Source organism: Photobacterium arenosum (assembly GCF_014841115.1).
Lineage (GTDB): Bacteria > Pseudomonadota > Gammaproteobacteria > Enterobacterales > Vibrionaceae > Photobacterium > Photobacterium arenosum.
This window is the reverse complement of sequence record NZ_JACYTP010000009.1, coordinates 71,321-89,885: the sequence shown is the minus strand read 5'-3', so window position 1 is coordinate 89,885 and position 18,565 is coordinate 71,321. Positions and strand designations below refer to the sequence as shown.

Here is an 18,565-nt window from a genome sequence, read left to right as displayed (position 1 = left end):
TGCACTTCTTAATGACCCCAACCAATTCGCCGCCCTACTTCATAGGGATTGTTGCATAGGCGACAAGGTGATCCTGCAAAGCGAGTTGGCTTCACCTGTCTGTTTCCTGCTGAAGCGGAGCAGTTTCCATCTGGAAGCAATCACTGCCAGACGGAAGACAAAGCGGAAACCCGATCGGAAATCCAGCTTCCGCTTTACGTGGAAAAACCATGACAATTCCAATAATTTCAACCAATTAACGAAGTGGCACACTAATTGCTTTAGTAGTCATAAATAGAGGAGTTTTTCCATGAGTTCCATCGATCCGATCAGTATGGCAACACAGCTGGCCACCTATGAGATTCAGCCGTTTCAGCAACGTTTTCAGACTCAGGCTGATAAATACCAAAGCCAGATTTCTGCTTACGGCAAAGTTGAAACTGCGTTACGGACATTCCGAACTGCAGTAGAAGACATGAATGGCCTGAATGACAGCGTGGTAAAAAATGGTGCCACTTTCTCGCAGGAAGGCAACATCAGTGCCAGTGTCAATGCCAGCGCGCTGGCGGGTGAGTATCAGGTATTTGTCGAGCAAATCGCGACCTCTCATCAGATGGGTGTTGATTTAGGCGCAGGTACCACAGCCGACACAGCCATTCCTGCTGCAGGTAGTATGGTTATCTCCATGGATGGCAATACCATGACGCTTGATCTGGCGACCGTGGACACTGACAGCGATGGCACTGCCACCCTTCAGGAACTGGTCGCCGCTATCAATACTGATGAAAACAACCCGGGTGTGAACGCCTCACTGGTTCGCGCCAACGGCGAAACCCACTTCATGCTGTCCGGCAAGGAAACCGGTGTCGCCAATACAGTGTCTGTCAACGTGACAGGTACAGGTGATGCCAACTTCGAAAACGCTTTTGCCAACAGCACGGATATCAGCACACCTAAAGATGCGGTGATCTGGCTGGGTGCGGAAGGCACTGGCCTGAAACTGACCAACAGCTCCAATACCTTTGAAGGTGTGATTGACGGCGTTGATCTGACCGTTACTAAAGCGCAAACCAGTGGTGACCAGCCAATCGGTATCACTGTAGGTTCTGATAAAGAAGCCACCAAAGAACAACTGAATAAAATGGTGGATGCCTATAACGCGCTGATGTCTGAAATCGACAAATACACCAAGGTCGGTTCAAAAGATGAAAAACGTGGCCCATTGGCCGGTGATGGCACCATCCGTTCTCTGGAAAACCAGATCAGCAGTATTTTCCGTCAGTCTTACAACGGCCAGAGCTTGTATTCAGTAGGTGTCAGTATTGACCGAAACGGCAAACTGGCAATCGACAATGACAAGTTCGAAGCCGCCCAGGCCGCTGATCCGGCAGCACTGAACGAAATGTTCAACGGCACCGATAAATTGTTCGACTCGCTGGAAGCAACAATTAAACCTTACCTGTCGTTCTCTGATGGCGTCTTCAAAAACCGCAAAGACAGCCTTCAGCAAAATATCAGCCGTATTGACGACAAAATGTCCAATCTGGAGCGCAAGTACCAGATGTCTTACGACCGTTATCTCGCCCAGTTCACTCAGATGAACCAGTTGATGACACAAATGCAGCAAACAAGCGGATTATTCGCGATTTAAAGGAGTTAACCCATGCTAATGCAAAACTCGGGCTTTGATTCGTATCAAAGCGTCGATCTGGATGCCCAGGCCGCATCAGCAAATCCTCACCAACTGGTGATCATGCTGATTGACGGCCTGCTGGATGAAGTCGTCCGGGTCAAAGGTCACATCGAATCCAACCGTCTGGAAGCCAAAGGGAAAGGCATCAGTAAGTGCATGAACATCCTGATTGGTCTCGACAGTGCGCTGGATGTTGAAGCAGGTGGCGAGCTGGCTGCCAATCTTCACGACCTTTACGAGTTTTGCATCAGCGAGCTCTTTAAGGCCAGTTCCCAGAACAAAGTCGAACACCTGGCAACGGTGGAAAATGTCATGACTAACGTCCGTGAGGGATGGGAAGGTTTTGGTCAGCATGTCTAACATCACAGTGAGCCAGCTCGTGACTCTCAGACAGCATCTTGACCGCACCGTGACTGATAGCGACTGGGTTCGCCTTCAGCAACTTGACCAGACGTTACAAAAAGTACTGCGGAATCTGAAAGGGACTCAGCTGACTGAAGATTATCTTCAGGCGCTTGCCCATTTGAAAAGCAGTCATCAGGCAGCCATCGCTGCGGTCAATGCAGCGAAAGAAAAGTTACAGCAAGACATGAATGCCGTCGGTGAAGGAAAAGAAGGACTTCTGGCATATCAAATGGCCATGAATATGGAGCTTTAATGAACACTATCGTCTCACATTCCAAACTGGCTAACAGTGACAACGAGTCGGCGGACATGCTTTCCGGCAAAGTCAAACCGTCCAATGATGGCACTGCTTCTAACTTCAGTGACACGCTGCAATCCAATGCCGCCACTGACAAACAGGAAGCAGCCATTACTGAGACCTCTTACACGGCCGATGCTGCCGAACTGTCAGACCAGCAGCCGGACAGCAATCCGGTACTGTCTCCCGCCGCGGCAGCGGACATCATTGCCAATCTGCTGGCGCAGGCCGAAAAGCAGCTGGGAGCAAGCTCGGCAACCAATACCGGGGCGCCCGGAGCGGCGGTCGGTACCTCAGAAAACGCCATTTCAACGTCCGCGAATACCGGCATGCGAGAAACGCGCTTGATGCAATCCGGCGCTACCGCAACACCCGCCGCACCGACAGACAGCCAGGCTGTCAGTACACAGTCAGCCGACAACGCTCGCTTTACTGCCCTGCTGCAGCAACGCAGCCAGTCACCGGCTCAGCAGGATCTCGCGTTAACAGGATTAGTTGAATCCCGCAGCGCCGGCACAGCCCCTTCTCTGCAAACCCTGATCGCAGGACTGTCTGCAGACGGTGCCGCTAACTCTGCAGCCTTGCAATCCGGTTCATCCCAACAGGCTCAAAACGCCGCGGCTCCCGTAGAATGGGCCAGTGTCAAACTCCCTCAGAGCCAGCAAGGTAAATGGGGAGAGCAAATGATCCAGGTACTGCAGGACAGAGTGCAATTGCAGGCCAGCCAGAATTTGCAGGAAGCACGCATTCGTCTGGATCCGCCTGACCTGGGCAAGCTGGATTTAACCGTTCGTATGGATGGCGATCGTCTCAGTGTTCAAATCCATGCCAGCCAGTCGGCCGTCCGTGATGCGCTGGTTCAGGTGTCTGAGCGGCTGAGAGCCGAGTTACAGGAACAGAATTTTGTTCATGTTGATGTCAATGTCGGTGATGGCCGTCAGGGTCAGCAGCAAGAGCATACACAAGAAGACTCACAACCCGTTATTTTTGCCAACAATCAGGCTGATGACAGCCAGATAACAACAACAGATTCAGGCCATTGGTTATCAACCAGAGCCTGATGAGGAGCCATTTACATGACCCAGCGTAATCTCGTCTTGATCATTATCATCATGCTGATCACCAGCGTACTGGTCGCAGCTGCCAGTGTTGGCGGTACCCTTTGGTACGTCAAAAGTCATCAGGGCGAAGGCGGTGCCAGTTTCAGTCTCCCCTTTAGCCAACCAGAGAATACCGATCCTATTTTCCATCCGCTGGAAAAACTGGTTTTGTCGGTGAAAGGCGAGCGTCAAACGCACTTCATCATGATGGAACTGGCGCTGGAAACACGTAACGCAGAAGCGATTGAAGGTATCGATAACTATATGCCGGTTGTACGCAATGCCCTGCTCAAACTCTTCAGCAATAAAACCTATGAGCAACTGCAGAACCAACGGACGATTGAAGAGCTTCAGGATGAAGTCAAAGGTACATTGCTGAACGCTTTCAGTCAGACACGTTATGCCCGCGCCATCGACAATGTATTGCTGACCAAATATGTGATTCAGTGAGGCGCCTATGCTAGATATCAACCCGACTGAAGAGTACGAGAAAAAACACGACACCGGGCGTAACAACCCGGTAGTGAACGAAGATAAGCTGATCCGTGATCACCTGATCTTAGTCAAACGTGTTGTCAATCAGCTACGCAGTCATGTCAGCACCCACTGCAGTCTGGAAGATATGCAGCAAATCGGTCTGATGGGACTGCTGGAAGCAGGTCGTCGTTACGGTAACGTAGAAGACCCCAATTTCCCGTCTTTTGCCGTATGCCGGATCCGCGGTTCCATTCTCGACGAACTGCGCCGTCTTGACTGGCGCTCGCGCCAAACCCGTCAGCAGGCGCATGAACTGAATGACGTTACCCGCGACTTAATGAAAAAACTCGGCCGCCAGCCATCGGAGGCCGAAATCATCGCAGCGTTAGGCACGGATCAGGCAGATTATCTGCAGCGCCTGAATGCCTCTATGGCCAGCGAAATGCAAAGCCTGGATCAATTACTTGAAAGCGGTTCCGATTTTTCGATGAACCATGACGGCGGTGAATCGGTTCGTCATGAACATATTCGCCGTACGCTATCGGCGGCGCTTGGCAAGCTCAAACCGCGTGAACAGCTTCTGCTGACCCTGTTCTATCAACATGATATGAACCTGCACGAAATTGCACTGGTGCTGAACCTGACACCGCCTCGTGTATGCCAGCTTCATAAGCAGGCACTGAAACAACTGAATCAATATCTTTGCTGATAGGAGCAAATTGACATGCAAAAATTTACCGGCGCAATCGTCATTCTGTTGTGTGTTTTCGGCGGTTACCTATGGGCCGGCGGTACCTTGATGGCCATCTGGCAGCCTGCTGAAATTCTTATTATTACCGGCGCTGCACTGGGCTCTATCATCATAGGCAACCCACCACATGTTATTCGTGAAATGCGTATTCAGTTTCGCCAGATAATGAAGCCCCGCAAAAACGAGCAAGAATACTACATGCAGCTGATGGGTCTGATGCAACTGTTGCTGGAAACCATACGTAACGGTGGTTTCAAATCACTGGACAGCCACATAGAAGATTCTCAAAACAGCGAGATTTTCGAACGTTATCCGCTGGTCAAAGACGACAGCCACCTGGTGGCTTTCATTACTGATAACCTGCGACTAATGGCCATGGGCCAGATGTCACCCCATGAGCTGGAAGCTCTGCTGGAGCAGGAAATCATGGCCATTGAAGATGACCTTCTGCTGCCTTCTCGTTCACTGCACCGTACAGCTGAGGCCCTGCCAGGCTTCGGGATTCTGGCGGCAGTGATGGGCATCATTATCACTATGCAGTTCATCGACGGCTCTATCGCGCAAATTGGCTACAAAGTTGCCGCCGCACTGGTGGGGACATTCCTCGGTATTTTCGGTTGTTACTGTGTGCTTGACCCGGCCAGTAATGCCATGTCGCAACGTGTTAAACGTGACATGACCGCCTTTGAATGTGTCCGGGCCACACTGGTCGCTTATGTGGCCAAGAAGCCTACTCTGCTGGCCATAGATGCTGGTCGTAAACACATTCAGCTCGATGTGAAGCCAAGCTTCAATGACATGGAAAAATGGCTGTCTGAGCAGGAGGCATAATGCAACGGCACGATCAGATCATCATCAAACGAGCACGCCGCAATTCGCATGAAGCAGGGCATGGAGGGGCATGGAAAGTCGCATTTGCCGACTTCATGATCGCCCTGATGGCGCTGTTTCTTGTGCTGTGGATCCTGGCCATTGTCGACAAGACAGAACGCCAAGCGATCGTTGCTTATCTCAACAGCTCCAGTTTGTTCGATCAGGCTTCAGGTAATCCGTTTAATACCTCCACCAGCCTGTCTCCTATCGATCTGGGCGGTGAAGCGGCGGACCTCAGCTCGCATGATGCTGCTGTGACTGTCACCTCCTTCTACGACGGAAATGGCGATGGTTCACAAACTGATGCACTGGTTCAGGGTACATATGAAACTCAGGAACAACTGAAAGTACTGGCGCAAGTGGTTGAGGAACTGGCGAAGCAGGTTTCAGCAGAAGGAAACGTGCATGTCGATGTGACGCCGCAAGGACTTCGCATTGTCTTGCAGGACGACTTCCGCCAGAACATGTTCCACCGGGGAAGCAGCGAGCTGACGCCTTTCTTTGAGGATTTATTACTGGCACTGGCCCCCATTTTCCAGAAGATTCAGAATCCGCTGATTATCAGTGGCCACACAGATGCGGTTCGTTACAGCGGCACTTTCAGCGAAAGATCAAACTGGGAGCTGTCGGCTTCACGCGCCAATGCAGCTCGCCAGACTCTGATTGTCGGCGGAGCGCCTGAAAATCATGTCTTGCAGGTTGCTGGCATGGCTGATCGTGCGCCGCTGAACCCTGAAGAACCGAAAGCCAGCGAAAACCGACGTATTGAGTTGTTTGTCCTCACATCAGTGGCTGCCCGAATGGTGGAAACACTGTTCAAAGGGCCACCGGCTAACGATGACGGTCCTGTGATACAGCAGGCCCGTGAGAAAGCAGAATTTAATCAGCCTGTTATCCGTCAGGACTACATTGAAGCGTCTTAATTGAGTAACCGGCAAAGGGATTATCCCTTTGCCACCTGGAGAACTTTAGCGAAGTTAACCCATGAAAAGAGCTGCATCTTCTTCCGCAATTGTCCCAAGTGAACGTCGACCGGACAGTCTGCAAAAGTTATTTCTCTGGCTCATAGTGCTGGATTATTTTCTGCTCAGCCATTTTTTGCTGAGGATGCACAGCATGACACTGAATACAGGGACGACAATCAGTTTATTGCTTTTAGGCTACAACGGACTGCTTTCCTATCTGTGTTTCAAACGCGCACGACGTAGCGGTGATTTCTACATTATCTACCCTACTCTCGCCGCGATATTGCTGGCTTTTATTCTATTTCTGTATTTTTTCTTTCTCATTGCGTAATAGAACCGGCAGCAGGACACGTTTAATGAACTTATGCCAGGGAGCACAGTTTTACATCTTCTTTTCCCGGCAAAGGTTAATCCTGCATCCAGTTTGTCGCCTAATGCATTAGAGAAAGCGAATGAGCTTAGCGTAATGAAAGATCAACTCACTATCTCGATATCAACGATTAACGGGTCTTACCATTTTCAATTGGGTAAGTATTTACGACGGAACCTGATAGCAACCCTGCTGTTGTTCATCGTCGCCGTCGTGGTCATGGCATTTTCGATTCAGTATTTATGGAATGCTGTTGATCAGACACAACAGGAAAAATCGCAGTTAAACCAGCATGCCAATGAACTGAAAGATGAAATTCTTAATCTGGAAAGCGACCGGCAGTCGCTGGAGCAAAACCTGGCTGACAGGCGCTATGAACTGGAGCAGATTTCTGGCCGCGTGAATGAGCTGGAAAACGTTTTGGGTATTGAAAGCGAAGGGGAACAACCTTTGGATACCCGTCTGGATACAGCTGCACTGAACTCGGCGGTACGTGTCGCCATGCTGAAAGTAATACCTAACGGTAGCCCTATGGAATACCGGCGTATTTCTTCCTCATACGGCTCGCGTAACCATCCGGTTTACGGTAACAAGCGTCGTCATCTGGGTATCGATCTCAGTGGACACACGGGAACATCAGTGCACTCCCCTGCCGATGGCGTGGTAGAGCTGGTACGACCGAGTAAAAAAGGCTACGGCAATTTAATGAAAATTGACCACGGCTATGGATTCATGACTCTGTATGCGCACCTGAAAGCATTCAAAGTCAAAACCGGTGATTTCGTCAGAAAAGGCGATTTGATTGCATTATCAGGCAACAGTGGTACCTCGACTGGCCCCCATCTCCATTATGAGGTCCGTTTTCTGGGTCGGGCTTTGAATCCCAAGTATTTTATCAACTGGGGACCCGACAACTTTGACTATCTGTTTAACCATGAGAGGAGCATCCAATGGGACTCTTTAGTAAAAGTGCTGGAAGCACAAGCAAGCACTCAACTGCAACTATCATTGCACAAGGCTGTTCCTTTAAAGGAGATATCGAACTAAGCGGTAATATCCAGGTTGATGGCTACATCGAAGGACGTATTCGTACCGAACAAACGTTATCGATAAGTGCAACGGGCCGTGTGTCTGGCGAGATCTTTGCCAGCAAAGTGGTCATCAACGGCCTGCATGAAGGAGCCTGCCACGCCGACAGCATTGAGATCCTGGAAAAAGGCAAAGCCAAAGGTGTCATTTACACTAATGATATTTGCATTGAGCGAGGCGGTTGCTTCCACGGTCAGACTTACCCGGCTGATAAAGAAAAAGTCGTCACTATTAATAAAGAAGAACCGGTAAAAGCCGCCGAGGCCTCCCCAGATCTCAGCAAGAAAGAAAGCGGTAAAGAGACCGCACCACTAACACCACCAACTCAGCTCAAATCAGCAGAGGCATCCAGTACTACGGATAAAAACGCAGCGCCAGTGAAACCAGCAGCTTCTGCAGTGACGGCGCCTGTCACTGATACCAGAAAGCAAGCCAACGCCCGAAAATAAACGGCATAACCGGAATCCAGCATTCCGGTTATTTCTGTTTTCCCTCCGCACTCTCCTGCTGACCGACTGCCAGCTAAAAACTGTTATCTGCTTCTCAAATTCATCGTTTACTTTCAGTTAGTCCAGAAAAGCAATCATCAAGATACGATAATCAGTACATATTCAGTTGGATACATAAGGATCATGAAATGAAAACAAGGCTTACCCTGACCGCCATCTTTATTGCCAGTTTTGCACTCTCAGGCTGCACATCAACTCCGGGCGATACCGCACAAACTGATACGGCCAATCCCGCCAACGCTACTCAGGACATTCTTGATGCCAGTGCCTGTATTGGCTCAACAGAGCCGCCTGCGGCATGGGCCAGTAAGTTAAACCTTGTCGATGATCCCCAGTTGCTGGCCAGTTCTCTCGGTCAGCCTACTAAGGGCAAGTTGTGTCAGGGAAAAGTGTACGAAGTGAAAGAAGGGGAAGCACTGACCGTCTTTCGGGCCTGGAACAGCACCAACCCGAACAGCCAGTTTGGTGCCTGGTGGGCGGCAAATCAGCCAAACGGCAAAGTGGCTCAATACCGGGCTGGGTACGAAATCTGCTACCAATGGTCGCCGCTGGACAAAATGACACGGTGTGAGCTGAAGCCAGGCAGCAAACTGGTGATCGGCAACGGACAGAGTGCTCAGTGTTCAGAATGGCTGACTTATCCGGTATCGGCTGAGCAACAGCTCTACCTTGAAGATACGGAAACTCTGGTCAGTAATTGCCAAACCTATGATGCGGTATTTGGCTGGGAATAAAATAATCAGCCCCTGCGCGTGCGGCTAGCCGGGACCTTGTATCGCACTGTCTTGTATCGCACTTTTTTAAGAGCGCTTTCTATAAAGCACTGATAGCCTCTGCGACAGAGGCAAAAGACACCTTAGCCGCACAACATGCTCCCAGACAAGACTGATGCGCTTTGATGATCTCAACAATCTCATCAAGGCGCATTGTCTGTTCCGTCTTTTCTAAGCTGGTGTCGCCAGGGCGCAGGCTCAGAAGACGAAACACCTGCCCGGCTGAATCAATCAGCGCATCACCCGGCTGAAAGCCAAAGCAATGCAAATCAGAATCCGACTCCCAAGTATGGCGATCAGCAACAACACTCAGCTCCTGATCACCCTCATATTTCAACACCGCGGGCCAAACAACCATGAATAATCCACCTTGCTGGTTCAATCCGCCCATATTGCCCGCATTCAGGTACAACAGGCAAGTACCAAGCCAGCCGGTGTTATTTGCGGGAGCGACGCTTAGTCCGATTGCGATACCAGATGAATAATATTCGAAGGGCTGGCAACCCAAAATGCGGCGAATCCTTCCGGCAAAGGTTCAATCTCATCACATCGGGCAATCTTGTGACTCGCAAGGTGCTCTGCTGCAGCGGCAATATCATCAGTCACAATTTCGAGCCAGATTTCAGCCTGGCTGATACCCGGAACGTTATCGAGCCACAGCGTTTTATCGCCAAACTGAAACCGGGGCGTATCCGTGTTTTTCTCACGAGCCAGTTCCGGAATGGCAATCACATCACGATAAAAACTCAGCGTTTTCTCATACTCATGCGAAGGTATCTTCATTGCAATATTGTTGCCGGGTTTAAACACAGCTTTCATGATGAATCCTCCTATTTACCAGACGGCACAAGTTACCCGATGGTTAAAAGACTATGACGGTAAAACACTCACACTGGCAAACACTCAGGTTTTCACTGATAAACCGACCAAGCGTGAGCATGCATTAGCATAGTCTGCAAAAAGGGCTGCTGTTACTGCATTGCGATACTCAACGATGAGGATCAGTGTTTACCTTAAGTTACACACCTAACAGCGGCAAATGACGCAGACGTTTATAATTGAACGCCAGCTCGACGCAATGACTGACAATCGCTGCTGGCAGAGGATCAGCAACATTCAAGACTATAGCCCTGTTACCCTGTAAAGACAGCGAGTGTCCGTACACTTCACGGAAAGTATCCACTAACCGGGTATTGCAGTTAAAGTAGAGAAAATAGTGTGCAGGATCTTTAGGTGACCAGTTCATCCTGACCGGGCTGCCCCCTTTCACCTGATAGCTGGGCTCGCCCCATTTCAGTGCTTCTTCAACATTCCCCAGTTCATGGTTTTCAGCAACACCTAACACTAAACTGCGCAGGTTAAACATCACAGGTTTAATGTGAGCCGGATAACTGTCAAACTTTGCTTTTACTGTCTCGTCCATGTCTTTTTCCTGATGGTGGCATTGACACCCTAATCAACAATGAACAGCTTAGCTCCAACTTCGGTTGAAGAACGATGTGCCTCAGCATTATCGGCAACTTGATAACTCATCCCAGGGCTCAGAGTGAACATTCGTCCGTCATCTAATTCTGTGGTCAATTCACCGGACAAGCAGAATAAGATATGTCCTTTTGAACACCAATGATCTGCAAGATAACCCGCTGAATATTCCACAACCCGCACCCTGATTTGTCCGAAATGCTTGGTTCTCCAAGAAGCAACACCCGTCTCACCTTCATGTACGCTAGGCGTAATTTGATTCCAGTCCGTGGTTTCAAAAAGTAGCTCGTTAATTTCCATAGAATTCCAATCACTCCCTGATTATTATTTCAACATTGCTATAACCTATCGACTGAAGCAGCACCATCACAGATTCAGTGCTCACAAATACTGGCTGGCTTCACGGTAGGCTTCAAGCTCCATAGGCGCATCGCGATAGCCGTAAATAAACAATTGTAGTAAATACTGTTTAGTCTGTTCCCTTACGCCCATCTGCTCTGCCTGACGAACATGAATGAGCTCGTGTGCCAGCAGCTCCTGATTGTCTTTCTCTGAGCGTTTAATCCAGAGTCCGTAACCATAAGTATACGCACCCGTTAAAGGGGAACTGTAGCCATACTTTTTGGCTAACGCAGCCAGATCAGGATCATCAGGAAAAGGGAGTTTATCGACATAATAAACACGCACTTTCTCCGGCGATTTCAAACCAACCCTGGAGGCAATCCTCAACTGATTTGCATCCAATGGCATACCCTTCTCCAATGCCTCTGCTTCATTGCCGCGAACATAGTTTTCTGCGGCAGGAAGCAAGGTCTCCACATGCTGAAGCAACTCTTGCGGTGGGTTTGCATATATTTCATCACGATCTTTACAGCCAGAAACAGCAAAGATGACGGCAATTAAAACGATGACTTTCTGATACACGTCACTCTCCTTGTTTTACACGTATTAAATTAAAGCAGGCACCGCTTTCGGGTCTGGACCATAGTCATTCTCACCCGAAGTCCCTGCTTCCATCATGACACTGAGACCAATGATTGCGCCAATCACAGGTACAAAAGCAACCAGCATCCACCAACCACTACGATTGGTATCATGCAATCGGCGTACAGTAACCATGAGCGAAGGGATTACAGTCAGGCTGGTATACACAGCGAAAAGTGCATAATCATCGTTAATGGCCTCACCCATGAAAAAAAACAGATAACTTATCAGCGCATTCATCAGGCAGAACATCCAATATTCCTGACGACGAGCCCTGCCTTCTGAATCCGCATATTTTTTGATCACACTGAAATAATCTCTCATACCTGCCACCTGCCAACCCTTATTTTTATCAACATCGTTATCAATAAAGTGCCGAGAAAACGCTTAAATGACAGGCAAATCGTTCATGCCTTAGCAATCAAACAGCTTTCATGCACAGCTAAGGGCGACGGGCTGCAGGTTAAATTAATGCTTTTTCCGATTATTCAGATATTTCTGCCAATGTTGCTGACCTTTCAAAACTACCCTGTAATCTTCGTACTGACATGAGCTATACAGTTTTTTAGCAGCAATATTATCATCGGCCACTTCCAGGGTAATTTTCAGATAGTGATTATCGCGACAATACTGCTCTATCGCATGAAGTTGCGCCTTACCTACCCCTTTACCTCTACAGCGATTCGCAACCATAAAGTCATGAATGTTCATGACTCTCTGCAATCGATATGTAGAAAAAGATTCAAAGCAAACAGCAAAACCTGCAGGCTTGTCGTCAATGAAGCTCATAAAACCGTGAAAATAGGACAACGCAAACAATTGTTCAATGACTGCAGGATCAAACGCTACAGAAAAGCCGGAAAGATACTCTCTGAACAAAGACTCAAATAGGTTTTTATGTTCACTATTTCCTGGTTCGAGATGTTTGACTAAAATTTCCATATTCATTTCCGCTGAAAACTCATAACGAGACTGTCCTGTTAACGCTCACTTACCCATCTCTGTTATACGTATTTTGTCAGGGGTTTTTCCATTGGAATACAATCCAAACTCACGCCTCTTGGAGAATGATAAGTAGAAAGCGCCTCACCAATAAAACCACAGGAGCGGTAAAAAGGCGCTGCGTTCAACGTCGATTCTAACTTTAGCAATGACAGGCCATGTTGTTTGCCTAACTCCTCTAGAAATGCCAGCATTTGCTTTGCAGCACCTCTACCAAAGTAATCAGGATCGACAAAAATCGCATCGACCATACCCGTAGCAGCAGTAAGCTTACCGCAACCAATCACTCGATCATCTGCTTCTGAAACATAGAATGTTTCGATAATGTCCCGGATTAATGAGTCCGTTATTCCGCTCTGAGTCCACAATGCTAACTGCTCTAAGGAATAGTATGCTGAACATTGGTCAAGAATCGCACGACTTCTGAGATCGAAAATTGCCTGAACATCTGACTTAATCGCCTTTCGGATTGTGATCATAAATTTGCTTCCTAAGTTGTACGCATAACATTTCCTGCACCACCGCGCCGTCCAGCTCGGTACCGCAGTGCCGTTTCCGATAGACATTGCCAGACATGTTACCGCCCCTGACAATCAAGTCACGAAGTGGGTTTAGCGTTTTGATGGTAGGTATTATTTAAGGCAAGCATCATATTTTGATATGAGTGAAGTTTCACTAAATATCATGTGTTTACATGCATATCTGTGGCTTTGCACAGATTTTTGTGCAGGCAGATACACTGCCTATGAAAAAAGAACGGCCTGCTGTGCAGACCGTTATTCAGTATGGTGGGAAAACTTATCCACTCAGGCGGAAGCTGAGCTTCCTTTCACTAGTGTCTTCAACAAAACAGTCGCTACTTCAACAAAGCAACCACAGTATGACGGTGAACGTTCGCCTGGGCTGATACCACCTGGAAGGCGGCAGCAAAGGAGCGGGTGTCCTGCAACGATTGCAGCTTGGTATCAATGCGCTCAGCAGACTGGCCGGCCATCGCCTTGCCGACTTTCGAGTCCAGATCGGCCTGGAAGTTTCTCAACTGATCCAGCCCTTTCTGGATCTGTTGCAACCCCTGATTGACATGGCGCATGGTGTGGCGAATTTGTTCACCGTCTGCCAGTTTCAGGGAGATACTTTCAATGCCCTGTGGCTCGGGCTGCACTTTAATGCGATTCGGCTGACCGGCCGGGTAACGGTGGCCCTGCCCGCTGATGGTGACATGCTGGCCTAAGGTCTGAAAATCCGACTGAGAGGTTGAGAAGATCACATCGCCGCTTTCTGTGGCAGCCGCCCGCAGACCGAGCGGAATGACTGCTTTGTCTATTTGCTGGGTCAGCTGGCGATCGGTTTGCGAGGCATCAAAGGTCAGCAGCGCCGTGCCGCGATCCTGTACCGTCAGGTGAAGCTGCTCACTCTGCTGTCGCTGGCGTACCAGGTTCAGCCCGTTCACCGTAAAGCTTTGCTTGGGATCGCCTTTGGGCTGAAACTGAAGCTGACTGTCCAGCACCCGTTCACCATCAAACCGACTGCCATTCAGCGTTTGCTGTATGTGGCTATGGTGGCGCTGGAGCTGGTCCACACGGCCTTGGGTAATCGCGGTCGAACTGCCCAGCATCTGAGTGAGGATTTTTTTCATCCCCTGTAGATCACGGCCCACGCTGACCAGACTCTGATACGCAATCTGACCCCGGGTCACTTGTTGCTGGCCCTGCGAGAATAACTCGCTGGTTGCCGTGTATCCGCCTTTTACAACAGCCGGGCGTTGCGCCGGTGCCGTGTCCTGAACAGCGGAAACAGAGCCACCGGCGGGTGCCGGTGGTGAAATTGTTGCCTTGTCATTTTTCAGCAGTGAAATCGACTGTTGCCGAATCTCTGCAGTAGAGTTCACCATAGTGTTCTCTCTTCCTTATAAGCGATCAAACAATGACAGATCGTTAATCTTGGTAAAGCTGGCCTGTGATGCCTGAAGTGCCGAGAGATAATTGCTCAAACGTACAGACGCTTCCGCGTAATCCAGGTTTTTCAGGTCGCCTTCCACTTTATCAACGAACAGTTTGTTATCGGCGTGTCCGTCTGACATCAGATCCAGGTTATTGTGGCGGCCGCCCATGTCGGTTATGGCGCCTAACACGTTGCCAAAGGTGGTATCTATCGCAGCCAGGGTGCCATCCACTTCGGTTCTGAAATTGGCCGTCGGGGCCTGAAACTCTGCAATCAGATCATCAATTTTCTGAAAGACAGTGGCACCGCCACCTAAATCCAGCAATTCCAGCGCCGTCACGTTAGATTCCATCGTGACCCCTTTGGCGACTGTCACCAGACGCTTATCAGCATTGCCGTTCAGGGTGTAACCTGCGCCGGTATCCGTCAGAGCCTGTGTGTCGGTCTGGGTGCCGGAAAACAGATAAATGCCTTCCTCGTCCTGTGCATTGAACACCGCCTGTAAGCCCTCTTTCAGGCTTTCCATTTCCGTGATAATGCCCTGACGATCTTCATCTGTCATGGTGCCGTTTGAACCCCATAGCACAAGATCACGTAAACTCTTTAAACTATCGCTTGCCGTGTCTAAATAGGCTTCCTGACTTGACAGCGTGGTTTTCACGTTGGCGATATTAGCCTGATACTGAGTCAGTGCGCTGCCTTCGCGTCCGAGGTTCAGTAGCTTGATGGAATCAATCGGATCGTCCGACAATTTGGTCAGACGGTCACCGGTCGACATCTGTTGCATCACTTCGCCCAAACCCACATTGTTTTTGCTCAGGCTGCTCAGCATCATCTGGCTGAATTGAGTGTCACTGATACGCATAATTATTCCTTAAAACAGAGCCAGTACAGTATCGAACAGGTTATTCGCCGTACTGATCACCTTCATGTTTGCCTGATACGCATTGGCAAATATCATCAGATTGGCAGCTTCTTCATCGCTGTTCACTGAACTCAGGTTTTCTTTGACTGAGATCGCTTGTGCATTCAGGTTTTCCGCCGCTTTTGCGTCTGAGGTGACCTGGCGTGCTTTGATCGCCGTATCCCCTACCATGGCAGTAAAGGTATCGCTGATAGCGATATTGCCGTAACCGGTAATTGCAAAGGTCTGGTTGCTCAGAGCGACTAAATCGGTCAGCACGTCACTGTTACCCGGAGTACCGTCTGAAGACAGTGCCAGCTCTTCCGGTTTCAAGGCGGTAATCTTCAGGCTCGAAGACGGGCTGGCCGGGTCATAGGTAAACAATGGCTGGCCGGCATTGCCGTTCAGATCCTGCCCGGTGGCCAGGGTGTTGTTAAAGGCATCAGCAAACGCCACGGCCATTTCATCCAGCGTCTGACGAAAAGGCAGCAGGGTCTCTACCTGATAATCAGCTATCGCGCCAAGCTCGCCGCCAATATTACCGTTAATTGGAAAACGCTGGCCTGCAAAATCGATTTCCATGTCGGCCAGATAGGGATCAGACGGATCGGGAATGGCTTTGATCTGAGAGGCCTGATCACCCAGCACCAGCGGCTGACCGGATGCCAGAGTGACCTGCAGACTGCCATCCGGCTGCTTATTGGTTTTGATGGACATCATTTCAGTCAGCTGTCCAATCAGTGCATCACGTTCATCGAGCAATTGAGACGGGTTGCCGTTGGTCGAGCTCATTTCAACAATACGCTTGTTCACATCGGCAATATTCACCAGCAGGCTGTTACTCAGTTCGACCGCTGCCGTGCGCTGTTCACTCAGATCTTTATGCTGGGAGTAATAAGACTCAGACAGCGTATTGAAACGGCGCGTCAGGGCATCTGCTTCACTGATGATTTGCTGACGCAGCGGCGTTGACTCGGGTTTCACCGATGCATCATTCAAGGCGGCGTACAAGTTATCCAGACCTTTGGCGATGTTAAAGCTGTCTGCCCCCATCACGTTCTCAAGCTGAGACATATTGCTGAGATAACGTGAAGAATAGGACGCCTGGCTTTGGGTCGCCCAGGTTTGTCTCACTACAAATTCATCGGATATACGGCGAATACTGGTGACTTCCACACCGTTACCTGCACTGGTGCCCAGTGCAGAACTGGGACCGAGCGCAGCAAACTGCGCCTGCTGACGGCTGTAACCCGGCGTATTCACGTTAGCGACATTTTGCGCGGTAACATCAAGGCCAGCACGGTTTGCATTCAAACCGGTTAATGCAATGTTGATTATGCTCATTAAGATCCGTGCTCCATTTTCGCATCAATCCTGGAAATTAGCGGCTGCTGAAACGCCATATTGTTAATGGCAGTCACTCGTTGAGTAGCCGGAAGCTGTTCTTTATCAAGGGCGACCTGCTCACTGGCGGTGTTAAATTTGCCCGCCTCCGGTGCCAGCGACGGGCTGTTGGCCGCCAGATTGTCACGGCTGAGCGCCGAATCGCTGCTGTCATGCGGGCTAAGTTGCTTAACCAGCATGTCGGCAATGCCGGCACTTTGTCGCTTCGCCATGTCCATCGCCAGTTGGCCGTCATAGAAGTCGCGAAAAACGCCTTGTTCTTTACTCGAAAACGGGTTGTCTTCCGCTGCCAGTACATCACTGCTGCTGCGCATCTGGCGCAGCACCATCTGCAGAAACATGGCTTCAAACTGACCGGCCACTTCATGCAGGGCCTGTTTTTTATCAGCCTGAAACTTCAGGTTATTCACTGCACTGTTATCGTGATACAGCATGGCGTTAGCCTGACCATCAATTTTCATTGCCACTCCTTAAATAACCACCAGCTCAGCATTCAGCGCACCCGCTTCATGCAGGGCCTGCAGAATTGACATCAGATCATCCGGCGTTGCCCCCAGACTGTTCACCGCATCGACAATCGTGCTCAGTTCAGTACCTTCCGGCCAGATATACATAGGTGCTTCGTCCTGGCTGATATCGACCAGCGAGTTATTCACCACCTTGGTTTCACCGTCGGCAAAGGCGTTTGGCTGGCTGACAGACTGCATTTCACGAATGGTGACTGTCAGGCTGCCATGACTGACGGCTGCGGCGCTGACTGTCACGTTTTTGCCGACCACCACAGTACCGGTACGGGAGTTGAACACGACTCTGGCCGGACGACGGCCTTCTTGGACAACCAGCTCTTCCAGCATCGACATAAAGGTCACGCGCTGCTGGGTATCCATAGGGGCCAGCACTTCCACTTTGGCCTTATTGATAGCCGTAGCCACACCCGAACCAAAGGTGTTATTGACGGCGCGGGCAATGTTTTTCGCGGTGGTGAAACTCGGGGTACGCAGGTTGAGCGTGATATTGGGCTTTTGATTGAAATCAGTCGGGATTTCTCGCTCCAGTGTGGCGCCGTTCGGAATACGCCCCGTTGTTGGGGTGTTAATGGTCACTTTCGAGCCACTCAGACCTTCAGCACTGGCGCCGCCGACAATCACGTTGCCCTGTGCCACCGCGTAGACTTCGCCGTCCACGCCCCGCAAAGGCGTCAGCAGCAATGTCCCGCCGCGTAAGCTTTTGGCATCACCCAGGGATGACACCACAATATTCACTGTCTGGCCTTTCCCTGCCATTGGATCGATAAACGCAGTCACACTGACTGACGCCACGTTTTTCAGCTTAGGATCGGTGCCCTCGCTGATCTGCACACCAAACTGGCGCAGCATATTGGTGACAGACTGGCTGGTAAATTTCACCTGGTTACGGTCACCCGTACCATCAAGACCAACGACCAGACCATAGCCCACCAGCTGGTTACCACGGATGCCTTGCACATCCACTAAATCCATAATAGGCATAGCAATGGAGGCGTTGGCAGAGACAGAGTGAGCTCCCCAAAGCGCCACTGCCATAAAC

Annotated in this window: 26 protein-coding genes; 13 read left to right on the top strand and 13 right to left on the bottom strand. The window is 49.9% G+C overall.

What is annotated here, in order from left to right:
- The first annotated feature begins 289 nt into the window (after positions 1–289).
- From fliD to IFO68_RS14325, 12 genes are all read left to right on the top strand, one after another.
- Positions 290–1,630 carry a flagellar filament capping protein FliD gene (gene fliD, locus IFO68_RS14380; RefSeq protein WP_192016548.1) on the top strand — a complete coding sequence of 447 codons (1,341 nt, stop codon included), beginning with the start codon at positions 290–292 and terminating at the stop codon, positions 1,628–1,630.
- A 12-nt stretch (positions 1,631–1,642) separates the two neighbouring features.
- Positions 1,643–2,032 (top strand): flagellar export chaperone FliS, encoded by a 390-nt coding sequence (gene fliS, locus IFO68_RS14375; RefSeq protein ID WP_192016547.1) that lies wholly within the window; start codon positions 1,643–1,645, stop codon positions 2,030–2,032.
- On the top strand, positions 2,025–2,330 hold the full coding sequence (locus IFO68_RS14370; protein ID WP_192016546.1) for a hypothetical protein: 306 nt from the start codon (positions 2,025–2,027) through the stop codon (positions 2,328–2,330). Before fliS ends, IFO68_RS14370 begins: the two co-directional genes overlap by 8 nt.
- Positions 2,330–3,436, top strand: coding sequence for a flagellar hook-length control protein FliK (locus tag IFO68_RS14365; protein WP_225445238.1), 1,107 nt, complete (start codon positions 2,330–2,332; stop codon positions 3,434–3,436). Before IFO68_RS14370 ends, IFO68_RS14365 begins: the two co-directional genes overlap by 1 nt.
- A gap of 15 nt (positions 3,437–3,451) precedes the next feature.
- On the top strand, positions 3,452–3,925 hold the full coding sequence (locus tag IFO68_RS14360) for a flagellar basal body-associated FliL family protein (RefSeq protein ID WP_192016545.1): 474 nt from the start codon (positions 3,452–3,454) through the stop codon (positions 3,923–3,925).
- Between the two features lie 7 nt (positions 3,926–3,932).
- The gene (locus tag IFO68_RS14355; protein WP_192016544.1) at positions 3,933–4,661 is read left to right on the top strand and encodes a FliA/WhiG family RNA polymerase sigma factor; all 729 of its coding nucleotides are present in this window, start codon (positions 3,933–3,935) and stop codon (positions 4,659–4,661) included.
- A gap of 15 nt (positions 4,662–4,676) precedes the next feature.
- Positions 4,677–5,534 (top strand): flagellar motor stator protein MotA, encoded by an 858-nt coding sequence (gene motA, locus IFO68_RS14350; RefSeq protein WP_027252369.1) that lies wholly within the window; start codon positions 4,677–4,679, stop codon positions 5,532–5,534.
- On the top strand, positions 5,534–6,499 hold the full coding sequence (locus IFO68_RS14345; protein WP_192016543.1) for a flagellar motor protein MotB: 966 nt from the start codon (positions 5,534–5,536) through the stop codon (positions 6,497–6,499). Before motA ends, IFO68_RS14345 begins: the two co-directional genes overlap by 1 nt.
- A 61-nt stretch (positions 6,500–6,560) precedes the next feature.
- Entirely contained in the window at positions 6,561–6,872 is a 312-nt protein-coding gene (locus tag IFO68_RS14340; protein WP_081669253.1) for a hypothetical protein, read from the top strand.
- A 135-nt stretch (positions 6,873–7,007) separates the two neighbouring features.
- Positions 7,008–7,958, top strand: a complete 951-nt coding sequence (locus tag IFO68_RS14335; RefSeq protein WP_192016542.1) for a peptidoglycan DD-metalloendopeptidase family protein — start codon at positions 7,008–7,010, stop codon at positions 7,956–7,958.
- Positions 7,862–8,449: a bactofilin family protein gene (locus tag IFO68_RS14330; RefSeq protein ID WP_192016541.1), complete on the top strand. Its 588-nt coding sequence runs from the start codon at positions 7,862–7,864 to the stop codon at positions 8,447–8,449. The genes IFO68_RS14335 and IFO68_RS14330 overlap by 97 nt, the downstream gene beginning before the upstream one ends.
- 188 nt (positions 8,450–8,637) lie before the next feature.
- A complete protein-coding gene (locus tag IFO68_RS14325; RefSeq protein ID WP_192016540.1) occupies positions 8,638–9,243 on the top strand; it encodes a hypothetical protein in 606 nt (201 codons plus the stop codon).
- 79 nt (positions 9,244–9,322) lie between these two features.
- Here the strand turns inward: IFO68_RS14325 and IFO68_RS14320 are convergent, their stop codons facing one another.
- A complete protein-coding gene (locus IFO68_RS14320; RefSeq protein ID WP_192016539.1) occupies positions 9,323–9,640 on the bottom strand; it encodes a DUF4144 family protein in 318 nt (105 codons plus the stop codon).
- Positions 9,641–9,738: 98 nt separating this feature from the next.
- A complete protein-coding gene (locus IFO68_RS14315) occupies positions 9,739–10,101 on the bottom strand; it encodes a VOC family protein (RefSeq protein ID WP_192016538.1) in 363 nt (120 codons plus the stop codon).
- Between IFO68_RS14315 and IFO68_RS22005 the strand changes: the two genes are divergently transcribed.
- Positions 10,100–10,234: a hypothetical protein gene (locus IFO68_RS22005; RefSeq protein ID WP_272872731.1), complete on the top strand. Its 135-nt coding sequence runs from the start codon at positions 10,100–10,102 to the stop codon at positions 10,232–10,234. The genes IFO68_RS14315 and IFO68_RS22005 overlap by 2 nt on opposite strands.
- Before the next feature lie 66 nt (positions 10,235–10,300).
- Here IFO68_RS22005 and IFO68_RS14310 read toward each other — a convergent pair whose 3' ends face one another.
- The 11 genes from IFO68_RS14310 to IFO68_RS14260 form a co-directional block, all read right to left on the bottom strand.
- A complete protein-coding gene (locus tag IFO68_RS14310; protein WP_192016537.1) occupies positions 10,301–10,705 on the bottom strand; it encodes a DUF1801 domain-containing protein in 405 nt (134 codons plus the stop codon).
- A 29-nt stretch (positions 10,706–10,734) separates the two neighbouring features.
- On the bottom strand, positions 10,735–11,064 hold the full coding sequence (locus IFO68_RS14305; RefSeq protein ID WP_192016536.1) for a DHCW motif cupin fold protein: 330 nt from the start codon (positions 11,062–11,064) through the stop codon (positions 10,735–10,737).
- 81 nt (positions 11,065–11,145) lie between these two features.
- Positions 11,146–11,688, bottom strand: coding sequence for a DUF4157 domain-containing protein (locus tag IFO68_RS14300; protein ID WP_192016535.1), 543 nt, complete (start codon positions 11,686–11,688; stop codon positions 11,146–11,148).
- A 24-nt stretch (positions 11,689–11,712) separates the two neighbouring features.
- Positions 11,713–12,072, bottom strand: a complete 360-nt coding sequence (locus tag IFO68_RS14295) for a DUF805 domain-containing protein (protein WP_192016534.1) — start codon at positions 12,070–12,072, stop codon at positions 11,713–11,715.
- A 144-nt stretch (positions 12,073–12,216) separates the two neighbouring features.
- A complete protein-coding gene (locus IFO68_RS14290; RefSeq protein WP_192016533.1) occupies positions 12,217–12,690 on the bottom strand; it encodes a GNAT family N-acetyltransferase in 474 nt (157 codons plus the stop codon).
- A 62-nt stretch (positions 12,691–12,752) separates the two neighbouring features.
- Positions 12,753–13,229, bottom strand: coding sequence for a GNAT family N-acetyltransferase (locus IFO68_RS14285; protein WP_192016532.1), 477 nt, complete (start codon positions 13,227–13,229; stop codon positions 12,753–12,755).
- Between the two features lie 377 nt (positions 13,230–13,606).
- A complete protein-coding gene (locus IFO68_RS14280; RefSeq protein ID WP_192016531.1) occupies positions 13,607–14,641 on the bottom strand; it encodes a flagellin in 1,035 nt (344 codons plus the stop codon).
- Positions 14,642–14,656: 15 nt separating this feature from the next.
- On the bottom strand, positions 14,657–15,556 hold the full coding sequence (gene flgL / locus IFO68_RS14275) for a flagellar hook-associated protein FlgL (RefSeq protein WP_192016530.1): 900 nt from the start codon (positions 15,554–15,556) through the stop codon (positions 14,657–14,659).
- A 9-nt stretch (positions 15,557–15,565) separates the two neighbouring features.
- A complete protein-coding gene (gene flgK, locus IFO68_RS14270) occupies positions 15,566–16,939 on the bottom strand; it encodes a flagellar hook-associated protein FlgK (protein ID WP_192016529.1) in 1,374 nt (457 codons plus the stop codon).
- On the bottom strand, positions 16,939–17,460 hold the full coding sequence (locus IFO68_RS14265) for a rod-binding protein (RefSeq protein ID WP_192016528.1): 522 nt from the start codon (positions 17,458–17,460) through the stop codon (positions 16,939–16,941). Before IFO68_RS14265 ends, flgK begins: the two co-directional genes overlap by 1 nt.
- A gap of 9 nt (positions 17,461–17,469) precedes the next feature.
- Complete coding sequence (locus IFO68_RS14260; protein ID WP_225445250.1) at positions 17,470–18,561, bottom strand: flagellar basal body P-ring protein FlgI; 1,092 nt, start codon at positions 18,559–18,561, stop codon at positions 17,470–17,472.
- Between the last annotated feature and the right edge of the window lie 4 nt (positions 18,562–18,565).

Bases quoted from the DNA above. Each gene is read 5' to 3' on its own strand.
- fliD (WP_192016548.1), top strand. From the start codon at position 290: ATGAGTTCCATCGATCCGATCAGTATGGCAACACAGCTGGCCACCTAT.
- fliS (WP_192016547.1), top strand. From the start codon at position 1,643: ATGCTAATGCAAAACTCGGGCTTTGATTCGTATCAAAGCGTCGATCTG.
- IFO68_RS14370 (WP_192016546.1), top strand. From the start codon at position 2,025: ATGTCTAACATCACAGTGAGCCAGCTCGTGACTCTCAGACAGCATCTT.
- IFO68_RS14365 (WP_225445238.1), top strand. From the start codon at position 2,330: ATGAACACTATCGTCTCACATTCCAAACTGGCTAACAGTGACAACGAG.
- IFO68_RS14360 (WP_192016545.1), top strand. From the start codon at position 3,452: ATGACCCAGCGTAATCTCGTCTTGATCATTATCATCATGCTGATCACC.
- IFO68_RS14355 (WP_192016544.1), top strand. From the start codon at position 3,933: ATGCTAGATATCAACCCGACTGAAGAGTACGAGAAAAAACACGACACC.
- motA (WP_027252369.1), top strand. From the start codon at position 4,677: ATGCAAAAATTTACCGGCGCAATCGTCATTCTGTTGTGTGTTTTCGGC.
- IFO68_RS14345 (WP_192016543.1), top strand. From the start codon at position 5,534: ATGCAACGGCACGATCAGATCATCATCAAACGAGCACGCCGCAATTCG.
- IFO68_RS14340 (WP_081669253.1), top strand. From the start codon at position 6,561: ATGAAAAGAGCTGCATCTTCTTCCGCAATTGTCCCAAGTGAACGTCGA.
- IFO68_RS14335 (WP_192016542.1), top strand. From the start codon at position 7,008: ATGAAAGATCAACTCACTATCTCGATATCAACGATTAACGGGTCTTAC.
- IFO68_RS14330 (WP_192016541.1), top strand. From the start codon at position 7,862: ATGGGACTCTTTAGTAAAAGTGCTGGAAGCACAAGCAAGCACTCAACT.
- IFO68_RS14325 (WP_192016540.1), top strand. From the start codon at position 8,638: ATGAAAACAAGGCTTACCCTGACCGCCATCTTTATTGCCAGTTTTGCA.
- IFO68_RS14320 (WP_192016539.1), bottom strand. From the start codon at position 9,640: ATGGTTGTTTGGCCCGCGGTGTTGAAATATGAGGGTGATCAGGAGCTG.
- IFO68_RS22005 (WP_272872731.1), top strand. From the start codon at position 10,100: ATGATGAATCCTCCTATTTACCAGACGGCACAAGTTACCCGATGGTTA.
- IFO68_RS14315 (WP_192016538.1), bottom strand. From the start codon at position 10,101: ATGAAAGCTGTGTTTAAACCCGGCAACAATATTGCAATGAAGATACCT.
- IFO68_RS14310 (WP_192016537.1), bottom strand. From the start codon at position 10,705: ATGGACGAGACAGTAAAAGCAAAGTTTGACAGTTATCCGGCTCACATT.
- IFO68_RS14305 (WP_192016536.1), bottom strand. From the start codon at position 11,064: ATGGAAATTAACGAGCTACTTTTTGAAACCACGGACTGGAATCAAATT.
- IFO68_RS14295 (WP_192016534.1), bottom strand. From the start codon at position 12,072: ATGAGAGATTATTTCAGTGTGATCAAAAAATATGCGGATTCAGAAGGC.
- IFO68_RS14290 (WP_192016533.1), bottom strand. From the start codon at position 12,690: ATGGAAATTTTAGTCAAACATCTCGAACCAGGAAATAGTGAACATAAA.
- IFO68_RS14285 (WP_192016532.1), bottom strand. From the start codon at position 13,229: ATGATCACAATCCGAAAGGCGATTAAGTCAGATGTTCAGGCAATTTTC.
- IFO68_RS14280 (WP_192016531.1), bottom strand. From the start codon at position 14,641: ATGGTGAACTCTACTGCAGAGATTCGGCAACAGTCGATTTCACTGCTG.
- flgL (WP_192016530.1), bottom strand. From the start codon at position 15,556: ATGCGTATCAGTGACACTCAATTCAGCCAGATGATGCTGAGCAGCCTG.
- flgK (WP_192016529.1), bottom strand. From the start codon at position 16,939: ATGAGCATAATCAACATTGCATTAACCGGTTTGAATGCAAACCGTGCT.
- IFO68_RS14265 (WP_192016528.1), bottom strand. From the start codon at position 17,460: ATGAAAATTGATGGTCAGGCTAACGCCATGCTGTATCACGATAACAGT.
- IFO68_RS14260 (WP_225445250.1), bottom strand. From the start codon at position 18,561: ATGGCAGTGGCGCTTTGGGGAGCTCACTCTGTCTCTGCCAACGCCTCC.